At 60.3% G+C, this 26994-nt stretch carries 21 protein-coding genes and 2 pseudogenes; 9 read left to right on the forward strand and 14 right to left on the reverse strand.

All coding sequences use genetic code 11. From position 1 onward, the window contains the following. Nucleotides 1-20: 20 nt before the first annotated feature. From trbJ to traI, 6 genes are read right to left on the reverse strand one after another with little or no spacing between them, the layout of a single operon-like run. A complete protein-coding gene (gene trbJ / locus AC1DF8_RS31525; RefSeq protein WP_113207805.1) occupies nt 21-812 on the reverse strand; it encodes a P-type conjugative transfer protein TrbJ in 792 nt (263 codons plus the stop codon). Continuing rightward, the gene (locus tag AC1DF8_RS31530) at nt 799-3231 is read right to left on the reverse strand and encodes a conjugal transfer protein TrbE (protein WP_113207804.1); all 2433 of its coding nucleotides are present in this window, start codon (nt 3229-3231) and stop codon (nt 799-801) included. Before AC1DF8_RS31530 ends, trbJ begins: the two co-directional genes overlap by 14 nt. A 6-nt stretch (nt 3232-3237) precedes the next feature. Continuing rightward, on the reverse strand, nt 3238-3537 hold the full coding sequence (locus AC1DF8_RS31535; RefSeq protein WP_113207803.1) for a conjugal transfer protein TrbD: 300 nt from the start codon (nt 3535-3537) through the stop codon (nt 3238-3240). Next, the gene (locus AC1DF8_RS31540) at nt 3534-3905 is read right to left on the reverse strand and encodes a TrbC/VirB2 family protein (RefSeq protein WP_478156544.1); all 372 of its coding nucleotides are present in this window, start codon (nt 3903-3905) and stop codon (nt 3534-3536) included. Before AC1DF8_RS31540 ends, AC1DF8_RS31535 begins: the two co-directional genes overlap by 4 nt. Continuing rightward, nucleotides 3895-4854: a P-type conjugative transfer ATPase TrbB gene (gene trbB / locus AC1DF8_RS31545; protein WP_113207801.1), complete on the reverse strand. Its 960-nt coding sequence runs from the start codon at nt 4852-4854 to the stop codon at nt 3895-3897. Before trbB ends, AC1DF8_RS31540 begins: the two co-directional genes overlap by 11 nt. Before the next feature lie 10 nt (nt 4855-4864). After that, nucleotides 4865-5494, reverse strand: coding sequence for an acyl-homoserine-lactone synthase (gene traI, locus AC1DF8_RS31550; protein WP_113207800.1), 630 nt, complete (start codon nt 5492-5494; stop codon nt 4865-4867). Between the two features lie 371 nt (nt 5495-5865). Between traI and repA the strand changes: the two genes are divergently transcribed. The 6 genes and pseudogenes from repA (at nt 5866) to AC1DF8_RS31580 (ending at nt 17528) form a co-directional block, all read left to right on the forward strand. Beyond that, nucleotides 5866-7074 (forward strand): plasmid partitioning protein RepA, encoded by a 1209-nt coding sequence (gene repA, locus AC1DF8_RS31555; protein WP_112543673.1) that lies wholly within the window; start codon nt 5866-5868, stop codon nt 7072-7074. Nucleotides 7075-7146: 72 nt separating this feature from the next. Then, complete coding sequence (repB, locus tag AC1DF8_RS31560; RefSeq protein WP_113207799.1) at nt 7147-8127, forward strand: plasmid partitioning protein RepB; 981 nt, start codon at nt 7147-7149, stop codon at nt 8125-8127. A gap of 155 nt (nt 8128-8282) precedes the next feature. Next, nucleotides 8283-9572 (forward strand): plasmid replication protein RepC, encoded by a 1290-nt coding sequence (gene repC, locus AC1DF8_RS31565; protein ID WP_478156548.1) that lies wholly within the window; start codon nt 8283-8285, stop codon nt 9570-9572. Nucleotides 9573-10758: 1186 nt separating this feature from the next. After that, a pseudogene (locus tag AC1DF8_RS31570) lies at nt 10759-12558 on the forward strand (response regulator); the annotation flags it as partial. A 51-nt stretch (nt 12559-12609) separates the two neighbouring features. Continuing rightward, nucleotides 12610-15291, forward strand: a complete 2682-nt coding sequence (locus tag AC1DF8_RS31575) for a GAF domain-containing protein (RefSeq protein WP_113207924.1) — start codon at nt 12610-12612, stop codon at nt 15289-15291. A 305-nt stretch (nt 15292-15596) separates the two neighbouring features. Then, nucleotides 15597-17528: pseudogene (locus AC1DF8_RS31580) on the forward strand (hybrid sensor histidine kinase/response regulator). A gap of 189 nt (nt 17529-17717) precedes the next feature. Here the strand turns inward: AC1DF8_RS31580 and AC1DF8_RS31585 are convergent. Next, entirely contained in the window at nt 17718-18074 is a 357-nt protein-coding gene (locus AC1DF8_RS31585) for a response regulator (RefSeq protein ID WP_113207795.1), read from the reverse strand. Nucleotides 18075-18092: 18 nt separating this feature from the next. After that, nucleotides 18093-19586 carry a DUF7125 family protein gene (locus AC1DF8_RS31590; protein WP_478156550.1) on the reverse strand — a complete coding sequence of 498 codons (1494 nt, stop codon included), beginning with the start codon at nt 19584-19586 and terminating at the stop codon, nt 18093-18095. A 103-nt stretch (nt 19587-19689) separates the two neighbouring features. Here AC1DF8_RS31590 and AC1DF8_RS31595 point away from each other — a divergent pair, with 103 nt between their 5' ends. Then, entirely contained in the window at nt 19690-20757 is a 1068-nt protein-coding gene (locus AC1DF8_RS31595; RefSeq protein WP_113207793.1) for a PAS domain S-box protein, read from the forward strand. On the opposite strand, the gene AC1DF8_RS31600 is transcribed toward AC1DF8_RS31595, so the two are convergent. Continuing rightward, on the reverse strand, nt 20735-20920 hold the full coding sequence (locus AC1DF8_RS31600) for a hypothetical protein (RefSeq protein ID WP_113207792.1): 186 nt from the start codon (nt 20918-20920) through the stop codon (nt 20735-20737). The genes AC1DF8_RS31595 and AC1DF8_RS31600 overlap by 23 nt on opposite strands. Nucleotides 20921-21362: 442 nt before the next feature. On the opposite strand from AC1DF8_RS31600, the gene AC1DF8_RS31605 reads away from it, so the two are divergent. Beyond that, nucleotides 21363-22535: an SMP-30/gluconolactonase/LRE family protein gene (locus tag AC1DF8_RS31605; RefSeq protein ID WP_478156553.1), complete on the forward strand. Its 1173-nt coding sequence runs from the start codon at nt 21363-21365 to the stop codon at nt 22533-22535. Nucleotides 22536-22670: 135 nt separating this feature from the next. On the opposite strand, the gene AC1DF8_RS31610 is transcribed toward AC1DF8_RS31605, so the two are convergent. After that, a complete protein-coding gene (locus AC1DF8_RS31610) occupies nt 22671-22904 on the reverse strand; it encodes a hypothetical protein (RefSeq protein ID WP_478156555.1) in 234 nt (77 codons plus the stop codon). Nucleotides 22905-22998: 94 nt separating this feature from the next. Then, nucleotides 22999-23130: a hypothetical protein gene (locus AC1DF8_RS31615; RefSeq protein ID WP_478156556.1), complete on the reverse strand. Its 132-nt coding sequence runs from the start codon at nt 23128-23130 to the stop codon at nt 22999-23001. Nucleotides 23131-23156: 26 nt separating this feature from the next. On the opposite strand from AC1DF8_RS31615, the gene AC1DF8_RS31620 reads away from it, so the two are divergent. Further along, on the forward strand, nt 23157-23336 hold the full coding sequence (locus AC1DF8_RS31620) for a hypothetical protein (protein WP_162735834.1): 180 nt from the start codon (nt 23157-23159) through the stop codon (nt 23334-23336). 282 nt (nt 23337-23618) lie between these two features. Here the strand turns inward: AC1DF8_RS31620 and AC1DF8_RS31625 are convergent, their stop codons facing one another. The 3 genes from AC1DF8_RS31625 to AC1DF8_RS31635 form a co-directional block, all read right to left on the reverse strand. Next, nucleotides 23619-24899, reverse strand: coding sequence for a cation:proton antiporter (locus tag AC1DF8_RS31625; protein WP_478156557.1), 1281 nt, complete (start codon nt 24897-24899; stop codon nt 23619-23621). A 3-nt stretch (nt 24900-24902) separates the two neighbouring features. Beyond that, nucleotides 24903-25994 (reverse strand): flavodoxin family protein, encoded by a 1092-nt coding sequence (locus AC1DF8_RS31630; RefSeq protein WP_478156558.1) that lies wholly within the window; start codon nt 25992-25994, stop codon nt 24903-24905. Between the two features lie 98 nt (nt 25995-26092). Continuing rightward, nucleotides 26093-26968 (reverse strand): alpha/beta fold hydrolase, encoded by an 876-nt coding sequence (locus AC1DF8_RS31635; RefSeq protein ID WP_478156559.1) that lies wholly within the window; start codon nt 26966-26968, stop codon nt 26093-26095. Between the last annotated feature and the right edge of the window lie 26 nt (nt 26969-26994).

The following is a 26994-nucleotide window of genomic DNA, read 5'->3' on the forward strand; positions in this document are numbered from 1 at the left end:
TACGAGAGAAGATGGGCGGCTCACCAGCGCGGCTCCATGGTCCGGCCGCCACTCAAGGGCGGAACGGTGCCGCGGAAGAAGAGCTCGCGACGCGCCTGCGCCAGATCCCTGTCGGTCTGGTTGGTCTGAAGCCAGGTTCCCATCATCGTCATCTGCTGGGAGACGAGCCCGCGCAGCTTCTGCATCTGGGCGACCTGCTGGGCGGCGATGTCGTGGCCGACCTGAAGCGCCTTCACCTGACCGTCTGCGCTTTCAGACAGCGCGCGAAGCGTTGCCATGGTCGCTTCCTCGCTATCGAACTGCGAGGCCGTGAGGCTGGCGGCGCGAAGGGAAGCGGCGATCGTGTCCCGATTTGTGTCAGACCAGGCCTGGTAGCTGGTCGAGAAGCTGTCTTCATCTGCAATCCTCGTCTTCAGGCTTGCAAAGCTCGGGAAACGCTGCCGCAGGACATCGTCGGCATTGGCCATGGAGAAGGCAACGCCCTGGCCGTCCGTAACGATCCCTCGCAGCTGATTGAGGTCGCTCTCGACCTCGCCCCAGACATGGGCAGGCAAGAGGGCCGTGTTCTGCAGCATGTTCTGATAGATCCTCAGCTGGTTTTCGATCTGTTCGGCAAGCTGGGTGATCTGCGTCAGCTGGTTGTCGACCTGAACGCCTGAGCTTTCGAGCAGCTTGATGAGCTCTCCGTTGTTGGCAAGCTGCGTGAATTCGGTCGCAGCTCCGGTCGCAGCCCCTGCCGCGACCGGAAGTGGCCTGCCGGCGGCAAGAAGGATTGAAAGGACGATGGCCAGTCGGTTTCTAGATCGTGACATCTGATATCCCTCTTTCCTTGAGCCAGATCGACGGCCAGGCGCTGCCATGCTCTTCGGCCAAGGCGCGGATCCGCTTCAGATCGTCCTTGCCGGAAGCGCCGACGAAGGAGAGCGCCAAGGGGCCGAGGGCCATGTCAAAGAGGCGCCGGCCCTCGGGCGAGACGACGTAATAGTCGCGTTTGGGGATTGCCGTTGCGACGATCTCCAGCTGGCGCTCGTTAAAGCCGATCCGCTCGTAGAATTGGCGCGTTCCGTGCTCGCGCGCCGAACCGTTCGGCAGGCAGATCTTCGTCTGGCAGCTTTCCTTCAGGACGTCGACAATGCCCGATCTTTCTGCGTCCGAGATCGACTGGGTCGCAAGCACGACGGCGCAATTGGCCTTGCGCAGCACCTTCAGCCACTCGCGGATCTTCTCGCGAAAGGTCGGGTGGCCGAGCATCAGCCAGGCCTCGTCGAGAATGATCAGGCTCGGGGCTCCGGTCAGCCGCGTTTCGATGCGCCGGAAGAGATAGGTCAGGACGGGAAGCAGCGTGCGTTCGCCCATTGCCATCAGCTCTTCGATCTCGAAGGTCTGGAAATGCCCGAGCCTCAGCCCGTCGCTCTCGGCATCGAGAAGCTGTCCGAGCGGACCATCGACGGTGAAGTGGTAAAGCGCCTCCTTGATGTCGCGCATCTGCACGCCGCTGACGAAGTCCGACAGCGACCGGCCAGGTGCGCGGGCCATCAGCCCGATTTGGCGGGCAATGGCGTTGCGATGGTCCGGGGTGACGGCAAGACCCTGCAGGCCGACCAGCATTTCGATCCAGCCGCAGGCCCAGGCGCGGTCGGACTCATTCGAAAGCGTCTCCAGCGGGCAAAAACCTGGCGTCCTGACGTCCCCATGGCTGCCGATCTCATAATGATCGCCGCCTGCCGCAAGCGTGAGCGGCATCATCGAGCCGCCCTTGTCGAAGACGAAGAGCTGCGCCTGCCTGTAGCGCAGGAACTGGGCGCCGATCAGAGCGAGCAACGTCGATTTTCCGGACCCGGTCGGTCCGAAGATCAGGGTATGTCCGACGTCATCGACATGCAGGTTGAGGCGAAACGGCGTCGAGCCGGAGGCAACCTGCATCAAGGCTGGCGCGTCCTTGTCGTAGAAGGGACAAGGTGCGTTCTGATCGCCCGTCCAGACCGAATTCAACGGCACGAGGTCGGAAAGATTGCGCGTCGTGATCAACGGCTCGCGAACATTGCAATACCAGTTGCCGGGCAGACTGCCGAGATAGGCGTCGGTGGCGTTCAGCGTTTCGATCCGGGCGCCGAAGCCTTCGCCCTGGATCACGCGGCGAACGCCCTCGGCCTTGTTTTCAAGCCTCTCGACATGATCGTCGAAGAGCACGATGACCGGCGTGTAGTAGCCGTAGGCGACAAGCTCGGAGGCAGCCTCGGCAATTGCCTCTTCCGTCTCCGCCACCATCGACAGCGCGTCCTGATCGATGGACCGGCTCTGCGTCTGGAACAGCTGGTCGAAGAACGGCCTGACCTTCTGCTGCCATTTCTTTCTGGTGCGCTCCAGACGATCCCTCGCCTCGCCGGCGTCAAGGAAGATGAAGCGAGAGGACCAGCGATAGGATAGTCCCATCAGGTCGAGACTGTTGAGGATGCCCGGCGAACTTTCCGCCGGCAGCCCGTCGATCGCCACGATCGCGATGTAGCGATTGTCGATCTTCGGCGTCAGACCGTGCTGCAGTTCTCCCGTCACGATGCAGTCGAGGTACATGGGCACGTCCGGAAGGCGGACCGGGTGATTGTCGCCGGTGATGCAGAACCTGATGAACTGCAGGAGATCGTCATATCGGGCGCCATCACGGCTGTCGTTCGACGCGCTTTGCGTCTTCATCCTGCGGATCGACAATGTGATCGAAAGATATTGCTCGATCTCTCGGGCCGTCGTCTGGAAACTGGCAAGGGCGATGTCGGCATGGTTCTGCTTGCGGCTGGCAGCGTCGGAATAGATGTATCGGCTCAGCGTCGAGCGGCGGGGCTCGGGCGGCCTGTAGGTCAGGATGATGGCGTGATGGCTTTCGAAATGACCGCGTTCGGCTTCGAAATGGCGTCGCCGCTCCTCATCGATCGCCCGCGTCACCCGATCGGGAAAATGCGAGCGGCCGGCGGGTGCATAATCGTCCGTCGGCAGGCGAATGGCCTCGACCTGGATCATCCATCCGGAGCCGAGCCGTGCCAGCACCTGGTTGATCTGGCGCGCAATCTCGTTGCGCTCGGTCTCGGTCGAACTTTCGCAATCCGGACCGGCGAAATACCAGCCGGCCATCAATGAGCCATCCTTCAACAGGAGGACGCCGTCTGCGACAAGACCGGCATAGGGGACGAGATCGGCAAAGGATGGTCCAGCGTGGCGGAAAGAGCGAAGCGCTACCATGGCCCCTCAGCTCCTTCGCCACGGCGTGGAGGTTGCGCGGTAATAGGCGCGGTAGCGAAGATGGCGCAGATAGACCTTGCGCATCAAGGGATCGGCCTTCGCCATTCGGCGCAGCATACCGACGATCGTAACCCAGATCGCAACGCCGATAATGGCCGAGTAGACCGTCAGAACGACGAAGATAAGGATGATGGCCGCAAGTCCGGTCATGAGGACGAGCTCGCGGTCAGCACTCATCAGCAGGTTTGGCCGCGACAGCGCACGATGAATGCGATTGACGTCAAGTGCAGGGACTGTGGCGGTCATGAGCGCTCCCCTCCCCTCTCCGCTGCTTTCTGATCGATCGACATCGACAGTCCGACCGAGGCGCCCGTAGCGTTGAAAAGGGCAACGATCTGGGTGGCGCCAAGCAGGACGCCGGCGACGAGAACCAGATACATGAGGCGTCGTGCGAAATCGTTGAGTTCGCCGCCGAAGATCAGCATGCCGCCGGCAACCGCAACCGCGGCAAGCGCGATGAACCCTGCAACCGGGCCGGTGATCGATTCCTGGATCTGTTCGAGCGGCGCTTCCCATGGAAGACCGCCGCCGCTGCTTGCAAGGACCGGGTTGCAAAGGCTGATGCCTGCCAGAACGACGAGGCAGGCGAGCCCGACATGATAACTAGGCTGCATGAGGTTCCTCCGTTTCGGATTGGAGATGATAGCTGCCGTTCGAAAACCCCTTCACATGAAGGAGATTTTCAATGCGTCGTCCGGCGCTCGTGCGTTCGATCGAGACGATGAGATCAACCGCCTGCCCGATAACCTCCCGCATTGGTTGACGACTGGCCTCGCCGGTCAGTTGCTCGAGGCGCTGGAGTGCCGAGCGCGCATTGTTGGCGTGAAGGGTGGTGACGCCGCCCGGATGACCGGTATTCCAGGCCTTCAGAAGCGTAAGTGCCGCGCCGTCGCGCACTTCGCCGACGATGATGCGGTCGGGCCGCAGCCGCAGGGTGCTTTTAAGCAGCTGCGCCATGTCGACGTGATCGCTCGTTCGCAACGACAGGACATTGGCCGATGAAGAGCGCAGCTCGCGTGTATCTTCGAGCATGACAAGCCGCTCCTGCGGGCATTGAGCGGCGATTTCAGTCAAGATTGCGTTCGACAGCGTCGTCTTGCCAGACCCGGCACCGCCCGAGACGACGACGTTCAGCCGCGCGCGCACGGCCCGGCGCAAGATCTCCGCCTGGCATTCCTTCATGATGCCGGAGGCCACATAGTCGTCGAGCGCAATCAGCCGTCCGGCGTGCCGGCGGATCGAGAAAGAAGGTGCCGAAACGATGGGCGGCAGCAGGCCTTCGAACCGATGGCCGCCGATCGGCAGCTCCCCGGAAATGATGGGGTGAGCGCGATCGACCTGCGTGTCGAGGACGTGAGCGACGGCCCCGATCACGATCTCGGCCGGCCCTTCGGCCATCCTGCCGGCATGAACGATGCCGGCCCCGACGCGTTCGATGAACAGGTGACCATCCGAATTGAGCATGATCTCGATGACCGACGGGTCTGAGAGCGCCGTCATGAGCGGCGGGCCGAGAGCCTCCTCCAGCTTGCGCACGAGCCGGGGTAAAGAAAGGGCGTTCATGTCGTCCCCCTCAGGCGGCACTGCAAAACCTGTGCGAAAGGTTCGAGCGGTAGGCGGGCGGGCGTATGGCTTGGAAAAGCTCCCGCGAAACCTGCAGGCATCCCGCCACGCTCCTGACCTCGCAGATCAAACGGGGCTCGCCATAGCGCCGCAGCGGCCAGGACACGCGTTTCAGGATGCGTTCGAACCTGACGTCGGTCACCGTTGCGATCTCTGTCTTGCCGTTTGCAAGGCACCATTCGAGAATTCCGGCAAACAGGAAGAGCGTCGCCTCGTTCAAGCCGGACGATCCGCGCTTTGCAGCCTCCGCCTGCGTGTCGACGCAGAAGCGCGAGCTTTCCACCATGTCGGGATGGGCCATGAAGGGATTGCCAGCAAGCAGTACCGAAAAGACATCTGCCAACATGGTCGGTCCCGAGGCGGCAAGCAGCCGCGCTGAGGCGATCGCCTCGCCATCGTCGCCGACGACGATGATGTAATGGGGATCGAACGCATCGAAACGGTCGCGCTCCCTCCCCTCCTCGACCGAGACGCGCCATGCGAGCCGGCCGCCGAAAACGCGCGCCCTCAGACGGAACATGCCGTCGAGAAGAGAAGCGTGCGATGCTCTATCCGCAGGTCCAATCGCCTTTACAAACATGGTCGTCCTCCGCGCCGAATTCAGATGCGCTATGGTGAGCATGAAGCAGGCGACTTGTCAGACCCCCGGATGCGGGGGGCACTGAGTCGCACAGTTTTCGGAAACGGTCGGCGACAAACGCTGATTTTCAGCCTCGAAGGCCCGGCCGATAAGGGGGGCTAGAAATTGCCACGCGCCTGATTGCGCCCCCAGGCTAAGTGTCTAAGAAATCACATGATTTCCGCAGAGACGGATCGACCCATCCGGCTGTTTCGGCAGCCCGGTTAAAACTCTGTCAACCTTAAACTCCTTGCTGGCTGAACGAAATCGGAGATAATAACGGTTATGGGGGGATTTCAGCCCTAAAATCGTTATCTGGAAGATCGATTGCCATGAACGCTAATTCGATGCCTTCCGCGAATCGGCCTGTCAGTTTCGAGGATCAGATCCTCGAACAGGGTGATCTGATTTCGCAGAAGCTACACCTTTTGAGCGTGCAGCGATTTCCGCCGAACGCCCAGAAGACCCTGCGCAGTTTTTCGCTTGCCGAGGTCGCCTCCTATGTCGGCGTCTCCCAGAGCACGCTGAAGAAGTTGCACCTGGAGGGCAAAGGCCCCTCCCCCAGAACCTCGTCCTCCGGCCGCCGTTCCTATAGCGCCGAGCAGATGCTTGAGCTGCGACAGCATCTCGATGCGCATGGGCGTTCGGAAAGCCGCATGTATGTTCCCCATCGCCGGCCGGGCGAGAAGCTGCAGGTCATCGCTGTGGTCAACTTCAAGGGCGGTTCCGGCAAGACGACGACCGCAGCCCACCTTGGCCAGTACCTTGCGCTGACCGGCCACCGCGTCCTTGCCGTCGACCTTGACCCGCAGGCGTCGCTGTCGTCCCTGCACGGCTTCCAGCCGGAGTTCGATCAGGCCTCCTCGCTCTATGAGGCCATTCGCTACGACGGCGACAGGAAGCCTCTGTCGGATCTTATTCGTGCCACGAATTTTCCAGGCCTCGACATCGTGCCGGCCAATCTCGATTTGCAGGAATATGAATACGACACGCCGCTGGCGATGGCGGACAAGTCGTCCAACGAGGGCAAGACTTTCTTCACCCGTCTGTCGCGGGCGCTCGCAGACGTAGACGATCGCTATGATGTCGTCGTCATCGATTGCCCGCCGCAGCTCGGTTATCTGACGCTGACGGCGCTGACGGCAGCGACAAGCGTTTTGATCACCATCCATCCGCAGATGCTCGACGTCATGTCGATGGGTCAGTTCCTCCTGATGCTGGGCGGCATCCTGAAGCCTATCCGCAACGCCGGCGCAGAGGTCAATCTGTCCTGGTATCGCTACCTGATCACGCGTTATGAACCAGGCGACGTGCCGCAGGCGCAGATGGTCGCCTTCATGCGGACCATGTTTCACGAGTTCATGCTGAAGAACGAGATGCTGAAGTCGACGGCAGTCTCCGATGCGGGCATCACCAAGCAGACGCTTTACGAGGTCGACCGCGCTACCATGAACCGCGCAACCTATGACCGCGCGCTCGACTCGCTCGACGCCGTCAATGGCGAAATCGCCGCTTTGATCCACCAATCATGGGGGCGTTGAAGTTGTCAGCCGACAAAAATCGACTTTTCCATCGGAAATTCAATTCTCTAACCATCAAGTGGAGGCCGTGAGATGGCGCGAAAAGGCCTGCTGACGGGATTGGCCGATCTTCCGAGCGATCCGGCGACGAGCCCGTCCTATCCGATGCGTGGCGCCGGCAAGTCCATGGTCCGCTCGCTCGACGATCTGGCGCAACAGGCCAACAAGTATCTGGAAGGCCAGGTCATCGTCGAGCTGGATCCTGATCAGGTCGATGCCTCCTTCGTTCAGGACCGTGTCCTCGGCGACGAAGCGGAATTCGAGGAGCTCAAGGAAGCGATCCGCGCCCGCGGACAGGACAGCCCCATTCTCGTTCGTCCCCACCCGTCTGTCGACGGCCGTTATCAGGTCGTTTTCGGCCATCGGCGTCTCAGAGCTGCCCGCGATCTCGGGTTGAAGATCAAGGCGGTCGTAAAGCAGATCGACGACCGCACCCACGTGATCGCGCAGGGACAGGAAAATTCCGCTCGCGCCAATCTCACCTTCATCGAGCGGGCCCTGTTTGCACGGCGCCTGGAAGACCTCGGATACGACCGCGACGTGATTGCGGCGGCGCTCGCCGCTAACGCGGCTTCCATCTCAAAGATGATGACGGTGACCGAACGCATTCCGGCAGTGACGATTCAGAAACTGGGTGCCGCACCAGGCGTCGGACGCGAGCGCTGGATCGAGCTGTCGCTGCTCGTCGGCAAGGCGTCGAATGGCGCAAGGGTTTCCGAGGTCGTGAACTCTGCGGGTTTCGAAGAGCTGCCGTCGGATGAGCGATTCTCGCGTCTTTATGGCGCTCTCAACAGATCGGCGAGGCCGGTCCGCAAAGTCGAGCCGGCAGCCGGAAAGGCGAGCTGGCAGCCGCGCGACCGGGCCGTTCAGGCCGAGATCAAGAATAGCGGCAAGGTATTTTCGATGTCGATGAAGGCAAAAAATGCCAGCCGTTTCGGTGAATTCCTCTCCAGCCGACTGGATGCGCTCTATGAGCAATTCCTGGCCGGGGACGAGGGAAACAAAGGAGACTGAACCGCAAAAGAAAAAGGCCCCCTAAACGTCGCCGTCGTGGAAGCCTCTCTCGAAGTCTAGCAGCCCGAGAATCGCACTTCCTCGAATCACAGTCAAGACAGTTTGGCACCGTTTTGGTGGACGGTTTTCTTTTGCCTGACAGAAGGTGAAGGAAAATGCAGACCCATAGGATCACGACGCCTTTCGGGCGGCGGCCGATGACGCTTGCCCTGGTGAAAGGGCAGCTTGAGACGTCCTCGATCAAAGAGGGCAAATCGATAGACAAATGGAAGGTGTTTCGCGACGTCTGCCAGGCGCGGTCGACGATCGGCATTCCCGACCGTGCCCTGACCGTGCTCGATGCATTGTTGACCTTCCTGCCGTGCAACGAACTGACGCAAGAGGGCGGGCTCGTGGTTTTTCCCTCCAACCTTCAACTCAGCGTCAGGGCCCACGGGATCGCCGGCACGACACTCCGCCGTCACCTGGCAGCGCTTGTCGAGGCCGGTCTGATCGTGCGCAAGGACAGCCCGAACGGCAAGCGCTACGCAAGACGCAGCCGGACAGGCAAACTCGAACAGGCCTTTGGTTTCTCATTGGCGCCGCTTCTGTCGCGTGCCGAGGAACTGGCGGAGCTTGCCCAGTCGGTCGCCGCCGAGCGGCGGAGGTTTCAGATCGCCAGGGAGAACCTGTCGCTTTGCCGGCGCGACATCCGCAAGCTGATCTGCATGGCGGTCCAGGAGGGGGTTCACGGGGACTGGGCGCTGATCGAGAGCCGGTTTCGCGCCCTTCTTGCCCGCATTCCGCGCACGCCGCTCCTTGCCGATCTCGAACCGATACTTGAGAACATGGAAATGCTGCGTGAGGAAATACTCAACCAGCTGGATTTGAAAGGAAATTCCGGGAAGCCGGATGGCAATGCTGTCCGTTTTGACCGCCACCTACAGAATTCATATACCGAATCCAGCCGTGAACTTGAACCCGCTTGCGAAAGGGAGGAGGGGCCAAACCCAACCGATATGAGGCCATCCGCCAAGCCGATGAAAGTCTTCCCGCTTGAATTGGTGCTGCAGGCCTGCCCGACCATTTCCGACTACGCTCCAGGAGGAGGGGGAAGTATCGGCAGCTGGCGGGAAATTATGGCGGCCGGCATCATCGTGCGCTCCATGCTAGGGGTCAGCCCGTCGGCCTATCAGCGTGCCTGCGAGATCATGGGGCCTGAAAATGCAGCCGTTGCGATGGCCTGTATCCTGGAGCGGGCAGCCCATATCACTTCGCCCGGCGGTTACCTCCGCGACCTGACTGGCAAGGCGGCGCGCGGTGAGTTTTCGCTCGCTGCGATGCTGATGGCGCTCTATCGTTCGAACGCGGCAGGGCGCAGTGCCGGCGACAAAAGGCGGGGCGGATGCGCGCAGCCTTCCGCGTTCCAGGTAGATGACGGCCGGAACGGGCCCCCGCATGGTTAACCGCCGTCATCCGGCCTCTCGAACTGGGCAAGGTAAATACCGCCTGGGAGTCTGGCAAAGACGGAAAGCGGAGAAAAAACTTCGTTGAGGTCGTTGCGCAGGCGGGGGATCGTCGCGCGTAAGCGAGTTCGGCCCGGGAATTTTATTGAGTTTTCCAGCTCGACGGATGCCGCGCTGTATCTGCTCTGCAACGGGTAAGTCTTGGTTAGGCATATCCCCTTGTCCTGTTTGAGCGGTCATCTAGTTATGGGCGCTATGTCTTTCCGCCGTCTTGGTAGGAARGCATTGAGTTCTGCCGTTAGAGGTGACCGTGACTGACGCCAATACCACCAATGACACCGATACCACTTCAAACCAGGGTCTCGATTTCGACATGTTCTTCGGTGGCGGTACTGCAGGCGCCCTGATGAGGCAGATTGACTGGCAACATACGCCGTTTGGCCTGCCGCAGGAGTGGCCCCAGAGCCTCAGATCGGCCATCAGCATCTGTCTCGGTACGAATTTCCCGATCGCCATCTACTGGGGCCCAGAGCTTGCGCTTCTCTATAACGATGCCTGGAGCGACATTCCGGGCGAAAAACACCCGTGGGCGATGGGACGCCCGGGTCGCGAGGTGTGGCCGGAAATATGGGACGCGATCGGGCCGCTCTTCGAGGCGGTCCAGCGGACAGGCGAGGGCGTGTGGCAGGAAGACCAGCTCCTGCCGATGAACCGTCACGGTTACACCGAGGAATGTTACTTCAACTTCACCTTCAGTCCCATTCGCGGCGAAAACGGCACGGTCGAAGGTATCTTCAATGCCGTTGTCGAAACCACCTACAGGGTTATCGAGGAGCGCCGGGAAAAGACCCTGCGCGAGCTTGCCGAGCGCATCGCGTCGGCTCGGTCCGAAGAAGACGTTATGACGCTCGCGGCACAAGTCCTGGGAAAACGCCCAGAAGACGTGCCCTTCTGCCTGTTTTACCGGCTGAAGGCGGACGGCTCGCAAGCTGAACTGGTTGCAAGGGCCGGTCTGGATGTCGAAGCCTACGCGCCCTCGGCTATTGCCGCCGGCGATAGCGCCGCACTTTGGTCGATAGACAGGCTGGTTGCGAGCGAAGTCCCTGTTATCGTCGATAACGTCAACGACCTGTTCCGGAACAAGCCGGCAAGCCGCGCCTGGCCGGAAGCGGTCGAGCGGGCTCTGATGATACCGATCGGCGTGAATGCCAGCGCCCACGCGCCATTCGGTTTTCTTACCTGCGGCATCAGCCCGAGACGTGAGCTCGATACCGAATATGTCTCATTTCTGGAGCGTGCCGCCGCGCATGTGAGTACCGCCCTTGCCAATGCTCGTGCCTACGAGGAGGAACGGCGCAAAGCCGAAGCTCTTGCAGAGATCGACAGAGCCAAGACGGCCTTCTTTTCGAACGTCAGTCATGAATTCCGCACGCCGCTGACACTCATGCTCGGACCGATCGAGGATGCACTTGCCGACCGCGACAATCTGATCCCCCGCGAGCGCGAACGGATCGAGGTGATCCACAGGAACGGGCTGCGTCTCCTGAAGCTCGTAAACACCCTCCTGGACTTTTCAAGGATCGAAGCCGGCCGGACCCAGGCAAATGTCGAGCCAACGGATCTGGCCGTTCTGACACGGGAGCTCGCGAGCAACTTCCGCTCTGCGATCGAGAAGGCTGGTCTGACCTTCAGCGTAAACTGCGCGCCGCTCTCCCGGGCAGCAAATGTCGATCGCGAGATGTGGGAAAAGATCGTTCTCAATCTCCTTTCAAATGCGTTCAAGTTCACCTTTGAAGGTGAAGTCGCCGTTGAACTTTCCGAAGCCGGCGGCAATGCGATACTGCGCGTGCGCGATACGGGAACGGGAATACCCGAGGAGGAGCTTCCGCGACTTTTCGAGCGTTTTCATCGGGTTGAGGGAGCTCATGGCCGATCGATCGAGGGATCGGGGATCGGACTTGCTCTTGTCCAGGAACTGGCACGATTTCACGGCGGAGACGTTCGAGCCGAGAGCGAACTCGGCAAGGGAACCGAGTTCATCGTGACCATTCCGCTCGACGATTCACGGCAGAGCGCGTCCGAGGCGTTGCAGGAGCGGCCGATCGCGCTGACGGCGGTGCGTGCCGACTCCTACGTGCAGGAGGCACTGCGGTGGCTTCCGGAGGAAAAGGACAACGGCCCTGACGTCGCCGCCCCCGAACCTGAACCCGAACCGGCAACGGCCACCGGCACATCGTCGATCAGGATCGTTCTGGCCGATGATAATGCAGACATGCGCTCCTATGTGCGGCGCCTGCTGTCGGCGCAATATCAGGTCGATGCCGTCGAGGACGGACAAGCCGCGCTGTCGGCCATACGCCGGGAGCGTCCCGATCTCGTCCTGACCGACATCATGATGCCACGGCTCGATGGCTTCGGCCTGATTAGGGAGATCAGGAACGACCCCGCGCTTCGTGATCTTCCGGTCATCGCCTTCTCCGCAAGGGCAGGTGAGGAAGCCCGTGTGGAGGGCCTCGATGCAGGGGCTGACGATTACCTCGTCAAACCATTTTCAGCCAGAGAGCTTGTCGCCACCGTCCAGTCAAATCTCGAACTTTCCAGACTGCGTCGGGAGACCACTGCAGCCCTTCGCGAAAGCGAGGCGCGCTTCCGAAACATGGCCGATCATGCGCCCGTCATGATGTGGGTGACCGACGAGGAGGCGGCGTGTACCTACCTGAACCGAATATGGTACGAGTTCACGGGCCAGACGGAGGCAGATGGGCTTGGGTTCGGCTGGCTACGAGCGACCCATCCCGATGACGTGGCGCAAGCCGAGCGGATTTTCCTGGAGGCGAACCGGCGACGCGAGCCCTTTCGGTTCGAATACAGGTTGCGGCGGGCCGATGGCGAATATCGCTGGGCGCTTGATRCCGGCGCCCCCCGCTTTGGCGAGGACGGGTCTTTCCTCGGGTTCGTCGGATCCGTCATCGACATTACCGATCGGAAACGGACGGAGGGATTGCAGGCCGCGCAGGCACGGTTGCTGGAGGCGGCAATGCAGGACGTGCCGTTGCAGGGGTTGCTGGAGAGCCTTGTCACCATGGTGGAAGGTCTTTCTTCCCATGGCGTTATCGCCTCAATCCTGCTCACGGATCCTGATCGACGCCGGCTTTGCCACTGCGCGGCGCCAAATTTACCGGCAGATTTCAACGACGCTGTCGATGGCATCGAGATCGGTCCGAACGTCGGTTCATGCGGCGCCGCGGCCTACCGGAAAGAGGCCGTTTACGTCAACGATATCGCCAACGATCCTTTATGGGCCGACTATCGCGATCTCGCCTTGTCACATGGTCTGCGCGCCTGCTGGTCGGCGCCGATCCTGTCGACCGAGGGAGAGGTCCTCGGCACATTCGCGCTCTACTACCCCCATGCGCTGGAAGCCCCGTCATCGGACCGCGATCTGCTTGATCTCGTCGCGGGATCGGCTGCGCTCATCATCGAGCGGCGCAACGCGCAGGAGGCGCTCAGACAGCAGACGAGACGGCTTGAGGCCCTCAATCGGACCGGTGAAGCCCTTGCCGGCGAGCTGGACCTCGAGCGCCTCGTACAGACGGTCACGGATGCCGGCGTCGAGCTGACCGGCGCACAGTTCGGCGCCTTCTTCTACAACGTCGTTGATAATGCTGGCGAGAGCTACATGCTCTATACCCTCTCGGGTGTGCCCCGCGAGGCATTCTCCAAGTTCCCGATGCCGCGAAACACGAAGGTCTTCGCGCCGACATTCGGAGGGGAGGGGATCGTGCGATCGGACGACATCACGGCCGATCCCAGGTACGGGCAAAGCGCGCCGCACCATGGCATGCCGAAAGGACATTTGCCGGTCAGGAGCTATCTTGCCGTGCCGATTACCCTTGGCAGCGGCGAGGTGATTGGAGGACTGTTCTTCGGCCATCCGGATACGGGCAAGTTTACCGCGCATCATGAAACATTGATGGGCGGCATTGCCGGACAGGCTGCGATCGCCTTTGACAATGCGAGGCTGTTCCGCACCGCCCAGACGGAGATCGATCAGCGTCGGGCGGCAGAAGAAAAGCTCAGTCTCCTGAATGCGCATCTTGAGGAACAGGTGGCCGAGGAGATCGCGCGGCGCGCCGAAACCGAGCAGGCCCTTCGCCAGGCTCAGAAGATGGAGGCGATCGGCCAGCTCACGGGCGGCGTTGCCCATGACTTCAATAACCTCCTGCAGGTTATCGCGGGCAATCTCCAGCTTTTGTCAAAGGATCTGGTGGGTCACGAGCACGCAAGGCGGCGCATTGCAAACGCTCTGGCAGGCGTCGAGCGGGGCGCAAAACTCGCCAGCCAGCTCCTGGCCTTCGGCCGAAAACAGGCGCTCGAGCCGAGGGTTGTCAATATTGGTCATTTTGTCTCCGGCATCGAAGACATGTTGAGGCGCACGCTGGGCGAGGGGATCGAAATCGAGACCATTCGTGGCGGGGGGCTTTGGAATGTTTCGGTCGATCCGACCCAGATCGAAAACGCCATCCTCAATCTCGCGATCAATGCCCGCGATGCCATGGAAGGGCAGGGGAAGTTGACCATCGAGGTCGGCAATGCATTCCTGGACGACAACTACGCACGCCTCCAGAGCGACGTTAAGGCGGGCCAGTACGTCATGCTTGCCGTGACCGATACCGGCTCCGGCATGCCCGCAGAGATCATAGACCAGGTCTTCGAGCCATTCTTTTCCACAAAACCGGTTGGCAGGGGAACCGGGCTCGGACTGTCCATGGTCTACGGCTTCGTCAAGCAGTCCGCTGGCCACATCAAGATCTATAGCGAGGTCGGGCACGGAACGACGATCAAGCTGTATTTCCCGCGGGTCCATCAGCAGGAAGATCAACTCGCCGGTTCTGACACCGGGCCGGTGACCGGCGGGTCGGAAACCATTCTCGTCGCCGAAGACGACGAACAGGTTCGCGATACCGTTGTCGAGATGTTGGTCGATCTCGGTTACCGCGTCCTGAAGGCCAAAGACGCCGCTGCAGCGCTGACGATCATCGAAAGCGGCATCCACATCGATCTTCTCTTCACCGACGTGGTGATGCCTGGCGCCTTAAAGAGCGCGGACGTGGCAAGACAGGCGAAGGTGCGCCAGCCGCACCTCGCCGTGCTCTTTACCAGCGGATACACCGAGAACTCGATCGTCCATGGTGGAAAGCTCGACGCCGGCGTGGAACTGCTGTCCAAGCCTTACACGCGTGATGCGCTTGCCAGAAAGCTGCGTCACGTACTGAATAACCAGAAGCAGCGTTCAACTGCGCACGTGAATCCCGCCCCGGCTCAACTTGTGTCGGTCTCGCCCGAAGAGGCGTCGCGTCTGCGGGTCCTCGCTGTTGAGGACGATGCTCTGATCCGCATGAACACCGTCGATATGCTGGAGGAACTGCAGCATGAGGTTCTGGAAGCCGGCTCCGGCACGGAAGCTTTGGCGATCCTGGAGAAAGAGGAGGTGGACATCCTGCTGACGGATCTCGGCCTTCCCGGCATGTCCGGCGAAGAGCTCGGTGCGCGCGTGCGCGAGAGATGGCCGCAGGTCGCGATCGTCTTTGCCACAGGACACGATAAGGCGCCTGATCTTCAAGGTCCGTCGACGGTGACCTTGCTCAGGAAGCCCTTCCGCGCGGAGGATCTGCGGGAGGCACTCGAACGGGTTATCAGGCCGTCTCGTCAACCCTGAGGGGAGTTGGCGCTTTGGTTGAGCAATCAGCGTCACATGTCCAAACACATCATGAGACGCTTTCTCTTGCCTTTGCAGCTTCGAAGCCCGACGCGTCAGCCAACGGGCAGGAATGAAACGAGCGACATCGCGGTCGTGATCCCGGAGGTCACTGGTGGCATCAGCGTCACCAGGAAGCGAATTGGGCAGCTGGTCTCCGTCACCTACCGTACAAAGACTTGGGCTGGCGCAAGCGGACCCTAATATCATCGATCGTCTCGGTGGCTTGGGCTGTCGGGACTGTGCAAGGACTTGGAAGGAAAATCATGCCCGCTGATGTAGGAACGCTTCAAACCAGCATGCTGGAGGGGCGTTACAGGATGCTCGTCGATGCCATTACCGACTACGCGATTTACATGCTCGACATCGGGGGTCATGTCAGCAGCTGGAACGCAGGCGCTTATCGCTTCAAAGGCTATAGCGAGCAGGAAATTCTGGGCGAACATTTACACGCCGGAAGACCGCCAAGCCGGCAAGCCGCAGAAGGCTCTCGATACCGCCGCCAGGGAGGGCCGGTTCGAAGCCGAGGGCTGGCGGATCCGGAAGGACGGCGAGCGGTTCTGGGCCCATGTGATCATCGACGCGATCCGTGACGCCTCGGGGCAACTCCTCGGCTTTGCCAAGATCACCCGCGACCTGTCGGAGCGCAGGCTCGCCGAGGAAGTTCTCAGGCACAGTCAGGAGCAGTTCCGGCTTCTCGTTCAGGGTGTGACCGACTACGCCATCTATATGCTTGACCCGCAAGGCAAGGTATCGAGCTGGAACCTCGGAGCGCAACGCATCAAAGGTTATGATCCCGATGAGATCATCGGTCAGCATTTTTCCAGATTCTACACCGACGAAGACAAGGCCGCGGACCTGCCTCGAACGGCTCTGGAAACTGCGGCCCGCGAAGGCCGTTTCGAGCGCGAGGGGTGGCGGCTTCGCAAGGACGGCAGCCGGTTCTGGGCCAACGTGATCATCGACGCAATCCGCGGGGACGACGGCAGGCTGATCGGTTTTGCGAAAGTGACGCGCGACATCACCGAAAAGCGACAGGCGCAGGAGGCGCTTGAACGGGCGCAGCAAGAACTGTTCCAGGCACAGAAGATGGAGGCAGTCGGCCAACTGACCGGCGGTATCGCCCATGACTTCAACAACCTGCTCATGGCGATCCTCGGGAGCCTTGAGATTGCACGCCGCCGCGCTCTGGACGGCAAGGACGTCGTTCAGCTGATCGACAACGCGATATTGGGAGCCAAACGCGGGGCGTCCCTGACACAGCGGCTTCTCGCGTTCTCGCGCAAGCAGGAGCTCAAGCTGGAGCCGGTCGATGTCCAGGATCTGGTCAAGGGAATGGCCGATCTGCTTCAGAGGACGATCGGCGGCTCGATCGAGGTCGCGACAACCTTTCCGCTGAGCCTGCCGCTCGTGACGTGGATCCCAACCATCTGGCGACCGCGCTGCTCAATCTCGTCGTCAATGCTCGCGATGCCATGCCGCAGGGCGGTACCATCACGATCAAGGCTCGCCGCCGCGCCGTCAAGGAGGGAGAGATCTGTGGCTTGCCTGCCGGCGAGTATGTTTGTCTCACGGTGGCGGACGAAGGGGAGGGGATGGACGCCAAGACACTCGATCAGGCAATGACCCCGTTCTTCACAACGAAGGGCATCGGCAAGGGCACAGGTCTGGGGCTGCCGATGGTTCATGGATTTCTGGCGCAATCGGGTGGCGCCTTCAAACTGAAGTCCCGCAAGGCCGAAGGCACCACAGCCGAATTGTGGATGCCTGTTGCCTCGAGAGCGGCCGTAGAGGAGATAGAAAAGCCCGCTCCCGAAGGAACCGTTTCTCAGACCGTCGAGCCACTCAAGGTCATGGTCGTTGATGACGATGCTCTGGTGTTGGTAAACACAGCGCTGATGCTCGAGGATATCGGCCATTTCGCAATCCAGGCGCAGTCGGCCGAAGAGGCCCTGAAGCTGCTCGAAAACGGTCAGCTTCCAGATATCCTGATTACGGACCATGCAATGCCGCATATGACGGGGGCGGAACTGGTGGAGACGGTTTCGCAGAAATTTCGCGACATCGCGGTGCTTCTGGCCACTGGTTATGCCGAACTGCCCGAAGGACTATGTCCAGACGTCGTGCGCCTGGCCAAACCGTTTTCACAAGAGGAGTTGCAGGATAAGATCGCAAAGGCACGCGGCCACGTCGACTAGCCCGCGAGGTCAGGATGGTGATCCTTCCGTCGCGGGTTCGATTCTGTTGAGATTTCGATCGTCAGGAAACGCCACACCACAACGAGCATCGCTGCGCGCGCGACCGAGATCGCCTTGGAACTTCACAAGTTCAGCAATGGCCGGCACGGCAGAATACTTTGTTCCCGCCAGGAAGCACTGAAACGCGGGCTACTGGATCAAACGAGAGACCGTCTCGATAAGCTTGCTTTCGTTGTACGGTTTGTCCAATACGGCGTCGAAGACATCGGGATGAGCGCGACCGATGCTACCCTGCGCACCGCTGACGAGGATAATCGGGATGTGCTCGAGGTCCCTATCGGATCTCATGGTTTGAGCCAGTTCCAGACCATTCATCAGCGGCATCATGAAGTCGGTCACCACAAGGGAAGGGCTCCTTTCCCGCACAAGCGCAAGTGCAGCCTTGCCGTGCGGAGCCGACGCAACCTCATATCCAGCGTCTTCCAGCATCATGACCAGAACTTCAGCGATGAGGTATTCGTCCTCTGCGATCACGATGAGTGGCATGCGGTTTATGCTTCCCTTCTAATGCTCTCGTTCGACCGGGGCTGCCACTCCCGTCGCCGCGCCGGAAACTGGCTCCAGCGGCTCCTGGATCAGTATTCCGTTCGAGCCGAATCCCACCTCATGGATAACCGGCTCGTAAGCCCTGTCCCTTACCTTGACCACCGAAATAGTGCGCTTGAAGCGCGAACTGATCTCTACATGGCGCAGCATCACGAGATTATCCAGTAGGCTGGAGATTTCGGACCCTGGAGCCGTCACCGTCGGCCCGAAAAGGTCGCGCAGTTCCCATGTCGCAATTGTCGTAACGCCGAGTGCGCGCAGTTCGTTCGTAAGCGCGGCAAAAAATTCGACCAGACGGGGCGGGTGAACGGCAGCTCGCTCGAAACCACCCAATCCATCGATGAGCAGGCGCTTTGTACCTTGCGCGCGTACCTCATCGAGTAGGCGATGGCCAAGCTTGTCGAGCAGGTTTTCTGTCATCGGGCTCCAGACGACTTTGAGCGCTCCGGAGCTTACGGGTCCCTCCAGATCGACGCCGAGCGCGCGAGCCTTGCTCATCAGCCTCGCGGGCGTTTCATAAAAGCCGAAATGCAGGGCCGGCTCGCTTTGGCTGGCACGTGCCAGAAAATTGACGCCAAGCGAAGTCTTGCCGCAGCCGGAGGGGCCAAAGACAAGGGTCACCGAACTATCCTGTAGTCCCCCGCCCATCACAGCGTCCAACCCTTCGGTTCCCGATGCTATGATATTGGAGGACCCTTTATCGACGACACTGCTCGTTGCCAGAACCGCTTCAATCCGCGGATAGACGACAATACCCGCCGACGTGATGTCGAACTGATGGTGACCACCAAGCGCAGCAGTGCCTCTCGACTTGCGTATCTGCAGGCGTCGCACCGAACGGACCCCGACCAGCTCGTTATGCAGGTCGATCACGCCGTCGACCATCGTATGCTCGGGACTGTCTTCAGCGACCCTGGTGCTTGTCAAAAACAAGACGGAACAGCCGACAAAGGCCGCCTGGCTTTGCACCTCTGCAATGAATGTCTTGACGTCAATGTCAGTCTCGCCTCGGTCTCGTGCATTCAGGAGCCCGTCGAAAACGAGAAGGGTCGCGCCCTGACGGTTGATCTCCTGCCTGATGAGCTTGACGACAGCCGGCAAGCCCTCTTCGCGCAAGGTCTGGAAGACACTGACATAGGAAATACTCGTCCCGAGGCACGCGCGGTCGAAAAAATCGAGCGTACCGAGCGCCTGGAAAAGGCGATCGTGGGTCTCGGCCAGAAGGGTCACGTAAAGCACTTTACGGCCGTTGGTGACGCTGGCGAAGGCCATCTGGTTGGCGAAGATCGTCTTGCCGGCGCCCGGATGACCTTGAACGATGTAGGAAGCACCTTCCACCAATCCTCCTCCGAGGATCGTGTCCAGGCCCGTGATTCCGGTGGTTAGTCGTGGAAGCTTATGTGTCAAAGCGACTGCCCTGTCTTGGTGGAAGGCGCACCGTAGGATCGTCACGTAATTTTGCAACTGCTTATTGCCTCAGGGCTACCATCATCGCGATAAGGCGATAAAGTATCAGTGTCTCGAAACCCTCTCATGCTCGTGAGGCAATGACTGAATGCCAGCTCTCGACAACCAATCCCATCATCCAGACTTTGAAGGACGCTTCCTGGAGCTCGAGGAAAGCGTAAGGAATGCGCGCCCCGGTCATGATGCGGCAGCTTTCCTGGCCGCCATTGTTGAATCTTCCGAGGATGCGATCATCAGCAAAAGCCTGACGGGCATTATCACGACATGGAACAAGGCTGCCGAAAGACTGTTCGGCTACCCCGCGTGCGAGGCGATTGGACAACCCGTGACCATGCTGATCCCGGATGACCGGCTTGATGAAGAACCAGGTATCCTTCAACGCATCCGCGCTGGGGAGCGCATCGAGCATTTCGAGACCGTTCGGCGCCACAGGGACGGGACACTGATCGACATCTCGCTGACGATCTCACCAATCAGGAATCGTGAGGGCAAGATTATTGGCGCCTCGAAGATCGCCCGGGACATTTCCGAACGGCGGCGGGCGGCAGAGCACCGGGATCTGCTGCTTCGCGAGATGCATCACAGGGTCAAGAACCTGTTTGCGATCACGAGCAGCATCATTACGGTCGCGGCTCGCAACGCCACGTCTGCGGCGGCGCTCGCCGCCGACATGAGGAACAGGCTGGTATCGCTTTCCCGTGCTCACGAGATGACGCTTCCAAGCTTTACGGGAGATAATGCCTTCCAAGAGCGGGCGATGACGCTTTTCCAGCTGCTGTCCACCATCCTGGAGCCGTTCTCCGAGGTGGGGGAGGGACGTTGGGCGCTGAAAGGCAGCGACTTCGAGCTCGCCGCCAAGGACGTCACCAACTTCGCCCTTCTTTTGCACGAGCTTGCCTCCAATGCCGCAAAATACGGCGCCTTGTCGGTCCCTGATGGCCGGCTTGAGATCGAAGTCGAAGTCACAGCCGAAACCGCAAAGCTCCGTTGGCTGGAGAAGAATGGACCCGGTCAGTCGCCAGGTTCAACGCATGTCGGCTTCGGCACCCGGCTGGAGCAGACGGTAGCGCGCAGCCTGGCAGGAGAGATAGAGCGGGAGTGGTTGCCGGACGGGCTTTGCGTAACCCTTACCGTCAGGCTTGAGCAGCAGCCGTAAGAGCCGCTTGCTTTTCATCCAGCTTTTTCAGCAGGGAACCGAGACGATCATTGCCCTCCTGCGGAACGGCAAACGCTGGCAACCTGCGCATTTGGTGCGAGGCCGCCTCGTTCGTGGCGTAATGGGCGATCAACTTGGCGAGTGCGTCAGCGGGTTTGGTCATGCCACTATAACTTGATCAAGGGATGCTGGTTCCAAATGTCGGGCACGAACCGTTCGTGGCAAATTGGAGCAATCGTCCCTGCCAAGCGATCTGAAGTCCATGAGGTCGAGGAGTTTCGTGTCTGGTCTGGTACCGGCGCGATCCAATGGCCCTCGAAAGCCTGCGACAATCAAGAAGAGAACCTGTTTTCGACCGTGACGCCGACCCCGGCCCTTCAGACGCGATGTCGCAGCGTTCGGGTCATTGCGTCATCGGGCTACCCGTGTAGAAGCAGCACGGCATGACCATGCCGTTGTCCGATCGCTCGAATGCATTGGCCCATTCGTGCTGATCGAGGCTGGCTATCAAAGGCAAGCTGATGCGCGTCACTTTGGTCCCATGCAGTTTTGCGCAGGAACTTCGACGGCACGTCATTGTTCAGAGCCTAAACATGAAAGAGGCCATGATGAACACGCACCCGCGCAAAACTTCCACCTTCCTGACGGTCGCTGCCGTTATCGCACTCCTGCAGCCCGCCATCGGCCACACGCAGACGATGGAAAATCTCGCCAACAAGGCGAGGAAGCTCGTCGTGCCGATCACGGGCAAGACCGATGATCGTCTCGAGATGGTCGCAACCTTCGACCATCAGGTGACCGGCGTCACCGTTTCGCAAGATGGACGCGTCTTCGTCAACTTCCCGCGCTGGTCGCAGGACGTGCCCGTTTCCGTCGCCGAGGTCATGAAGGATGGTTCTATCAAGCCGTACCCGAACGAGGAATGGAATGCCTGGCGAAACGCCAGGATGAACGAGATCTCGCCGAAAGATCACTTCGTTACCGTCCAAAGCGTCGTCACCGACAACAAGGGCTCGCTTTGGGTCGTTGACCCGGCGGCGCCAAACAGCGAGAAAACGATCAAGGACGGCCCGAAGCTGGTGCAGATCGATCTCAGGTCGAACGCAGTCAAGCGCGTCTACCCCTTTACACCCGACGTCGCCGGGCCGGCAAGCTATCTCAATGACGTCCGCATCGCCTCTGACGGCGCATTCGCCTACTTTACCGATTCCGGCTCGCCAGGCGGCCTGGTCGTTCTCGATCTCATTTCGGGCAAGGCATGGCGGGCACTCAGCGACGATCCCTCGACGCAGTTCGAAAAGGAGGTCGTCATCCACACCGACGGCAAGCCGCTGCGCCGACCGGATGGACGCCAGCCACAGTTCAACGCCGATGGGATTGCCCTTTCCAAGGACGACAGGACGCTCTACTTCCAGGCGCTGACGGGCAAGACGATGTACAAGGTTTCGACTGATGACCTTCAGAAGGCAGCAACCGATCCCGCCGCAGTCAAAGCGGAGAAATTCGCGGATACCGAGCCGACCGACGGTCTTTGGATCGACGATCAGAATCGCATCTATCTCAGTACGATGGAGAATAATGGGGTGAAGGTTCTCGGCCCGGACGGCAAGGTCACGCCCTTCCTGGAAGACAGCCGGCTGCGCTGGCCAGATACATTCGCGCAGGGCCCGGATGGTGCGCTCTACATCACGGCCTCCCACATCCAGGATTCGCCCTGGTTCAACGAGGGCTGGACCGACACGTCGTTCACGCTGTTCAAGTTCGCCCCTCCGAAGTGAGGCTGGTTGGTCTGGGAAAACCGGTTGGCGGCAGCAGCAAGACGTGTTGCCGCCTATCGATTGCCCCTGCGTCGCCCACATCATCCTTCTGTCGTTTGACAAGAGATTGAAGTAAGGCGGCGGATCAAGGCAATGTCACGGCCAAGCCTCGCCTTTCGTCCACCCGGCCATTGAACGCTCTCGGCAAAGGCTCGGTTGCAACCCCGTGCGAGCAATGGGCGTTAGCGACGCTGCCCCCGGAATATGCTGCTTTGCGGTGGCGATCGCGATCTCCAGCATTTCCTTTATGCTTTTCGCTTTCGCCAGAATGTCTTCGACCTCTTTCGCATCCAGGGGCAAGCAAGCAGGTCTGTTATCATTGGCGGCCATTTCGGCATCCCGAGATCCAAGAAAGTCGAAAGGCTAGGCCACCCCGCTTAACGGACCGTTACGATGCGATGGGGAACGCACGCACACGTGACCGTTAATGGACGCTTTCGACCATGGACGGCACGGGACGGACGTCGACAAGGTTCCTGCCGAACGGATTGATGGCAACCAATACGGCCAAGATCGCCAATGCGGACGCGGCAAACAGTTTTCGATGAATGCTCATGTTGTCCTACCCTGAGGTAACCGATCGTGCGCTATATCAAAGAAAATTTGACAGATCGTTTAGGCAGCAGCAATCACGACGGTTTGCGTGACGGATTTCCTGAAATCGTTCTGTTCGCCAATCAATTTCCTTCGCGCCGAATTGTTCCGGGCTTGGATGTCGAACCGAGGAAAAGATCAAAGCGAAAGACCTTGCCCGAGATGTGAGGAAGAACAACGACGGGTCTAAGATCAGACATCCGAAGTGATATCCATGAATTGGGCTCTAGAAATCATCCGCAGCTGGATCGTTCCTGATCGCCCGCTCAAGCCTACCACCACCAACACGATTTTGGATCGATCGACACGTCTTCTGGCTTTCCCCGGGTTCGCCACTGTCTTGAGAGACACCCGTTTCGGCGCAACCATCAAGGCGAAGCGGTCGAGCGGAAATCAGGTCGCGCTGGCAAGCGCAACAGTCCATCTCCGTCTGACGGCGTCGGGAGAATCTCAGCCGGATCCGCCGACTTCGGTCGTCTCCATCGGTCTATCGCTGTCGACGCCGCGACGCCGGTCGATCCAATCCATGACCGGTGTGACGGCAATGCCGTGCACCACGATGGAAATCAAGACGATGACGAACACCGTCGCCCATACCACCTCAGCTTTGTCGAAGGACGCATGCCCGGACGCGTAGGCGACATAATAGATGGACCCGATGCCGCGAATGCCGAACACTGACACGATAAGCTTTTCAGCCTGAGGGCGTTCACAGCCGATAAGGCTCGTCCAGGCTGCCACCGGCCGGACGATGGCAAGCGCGACGACGGCGACGGTGACGATGCGCCAGTCGACATGGGCAAGGAGCGTGCCCTCTGCGAGGACGGAGCCGAAGCACACCAGGAGGACCATGGTCAGCATCCGCTCGATTTGTTCACCGAAGTCGTGGAGTTCGCCGTGAAAGTCGCTATTGCGCTCGACGTTGCGTAGGGTCAGCGCCGCTACGAAGACGGCGACAAAGCCGTAGCCATGCACGATCTCGGTTGCGCCATAAGCAATGCAGGTAAATCCAAGCGCCGCCAGGCCGTCACCAGTCCTGGCGATACGGCCCGCCTTCGGCAATTTGAACGTGAAGTAGCCGAGGACCCTGCCGACAATCCAGCCCATGGCGATGCCCGATGCAAGCTTCCACAAGACGTCGAACAAGAACCAGTGGGCGGTCCACCCGAATGGGCTGTCGCCGGCCGAGGCAAGTGCGACCGCCGCCAGCACGAAGGGAAAACTGAGACCATCGTTGAGGCCGGCTTCCGATGTCAAAGCAAAGCGGATGTCGTCTTCCTCGCCGGTCTTGGGAGGCCCGACCTGGATATCGGCGGCGAGCACGGGATCGGTCGGCGCGACAGCGGCACCCAGAAGCAGGGCCGACGCCGCGTTCAGGCCGAGGAACTGCCAACCGAGAAACGAGATCGCAGCGATGGAGATCGGCATGGCTATTCCAAGCAGCCGCCAGGTTGTCGCCCAGCTATGGAGGCCGAGCGGCCGATCGATCTTCAGGCCCGCGCCCATCAAGGCCACGATGACGACGAACTCCGTCAGATGCTCGGTGATTGCGCCATTGTCGAGCGGGTTCATCCTCGGAAGGGGCGTGAGAGGCGACCATGCCAATAAGACGCCGATCGCGACACAGCAGATCGGTAGCGACAATGGCAGACGCCGCAACGCCATCGGCAGCCATGCGGTCAGCAGGATGACGGCGCCGAGAATGAAGAGCGTGACGACATAGGTGTTCAAATCCTACTTCTCTCTCGCCTGCTTCAGGCGCGATCCGGCCGCAATCTGCCTGCCGTCCTGCTTTGCAAGAACGGCCTCTTGCAACGTCCGGGCGGCATTGCGGACTTCCTCCTGCATCGCCTGGTCCTTATCGAAGGCCGGATGGCTGGTCGCGTAGGGTTCCCAATAGCCGATATAGCGATCGACTTCCGCCAGTGTCCCGGCCGGTTCCAGTTCCATTGATTTCAGCCAGTCCGAGACGCCGCGTCGGACATTTTCGACGCCTTCGGTGTCGCCATGGACAATCACGGAAAAGAGGCGCCCTTCGAGATGCCTGGGATAGTCCCACCCCTTCATCTCGATCTCCTTGGCTTCTTTCGCATGCTTTCCATGCGTCGTTGTCGGATCCGGGTTTCCCCCGTCCGCACAGACCAGCCGGTCGATCATCAGCTTCAGAGGCGAGGACGTCTGGTACCAGTTCACCGGGGTGACGATCATGATGCCATGGGCTTCGACCCACATCGGATAGATGTCGTTCATCCAGTCGTGGATCTGTCCGAGCGAGTAATTGGGATAGCAGGAACAAGGCCAGTGACAGAGTGCGGCCGATGTCGAGAAGCAGGCCTTGCAGGGATGGATCTGGCGACCGTATTCCGATGCGATCCGGCTCAGATCGAGCACCTCGACACTGCTTTGCGGGTTCTGCTCCAAAACCGTCTTGGCGATCTCGACCATGCGGAAGCTTTTCGATATCTCGCCAGGACAGGTATGTTCGCTGCGCGACGACCCGTTTATCAGCAGGTAACGGCGGGGGCCGTTCGCATCGTCATGGCGATGCTGCGCTTCGCAAATAGCGTCGCGCGCCGCCAGCCAGTCTGTCGCAAGCTCGTAGGAAGGATTTGCAAATTCCGGCCCGGCCTTTTGCGTGCGAGGGCTCTTGCGCGAGTGCTCGTATGCGTCCCAGGCTGCCGCCGTGACCTTCTCGAGCTCCGCCTTTAGAGGCTCGAAGGCAGGATCTTGAAACTGGTTGCGAAAGCGCCTCTTGAACTCGTCCTCGTCCATGCGCGGGCTCGGGCTTCCTTTGCGGGGTTCTAGATCGGCTGGCGTTTGTTGCATCGGGCGGACCTTCGGTATGGCGGGTATCGGGCCGCCTGGACATCCAGGGGGCTTCAGCTAAAGTTCTGAGAACCGACGAAGTTCCGGACCGGCTGCCCTCAGGCTGCGAGAAACACTGCAAGTTCTCGCGCCACTGCCTCCGGATCCTCCCGCTGAGGGAAGTGGCCGACATTTTGCAGCAGGATCCGTTCGAACGCTCCTGTGAACTTCTCGTGCACGGTCTCAGACGTCGACAGTGGAGTAACGCCGTCCTCAATCCCATGAATGAAAATGGCGGGAAGCGACAGTGATTTCGTCGCCTTCACCTTTTCCTCGAGCCATAGGCTGCGCGCATCAGGCTCTGCCTCCTCCCAGCGGACACGATAACTGTGCAGAGTGACGCCGAGCCAGTCCGGGTTCTCGAAGGATTTCGCCACACGATCGAACGTCGCGTCGTCGAACCATCCGTCCGGCGCCCAGTTCTGCCACTGCAGACGGGCATATCCCTTCCGATCATTGTCGATGGCCGCAGCACCGCGCTTGGTCGCCATGAACCACTGGTACCAATAAAGCTGAGCTTGGCTGAAGGCCGGCGTCCGCAGTCCGCCCATGCGCGGCGTGGACGAAAGCAGGGCGATGCGATCGATCCTGTCTTGCCATCCGATCGCCAGGCATTCGGCGATATGCGATCCCCAGTCGTGGCCGACGACCGCGAATTTTTCGATGCCCAGTCCATCCATCAAGGCGATCGCATCCATGGCGAGGATCCCGCCATTCGCCGTTCTCGGCGCTTTTTCGTTTAGAAACGTCGTCGGCCCAAAGCCGCGCAGATATGGAATGACAAAACGAAGATGGCGGTCCTTCAGAAGATCCACGATCGCTTCCCAGGTCGTTGCGTCATCAGGCCAGCCGTGAAGCAGAAGTACTGGTTTTCCGGACCGAGCGCCGATCTCTTTGAACGTTATGCGCAGGTCGTCTGTGTCGAGGTGGGGCATCGGGATCTCCTTTGCTCGACCAACAC

The organism is Rhizobium sp. 05N49 (genome assembly GCF_056396805.1).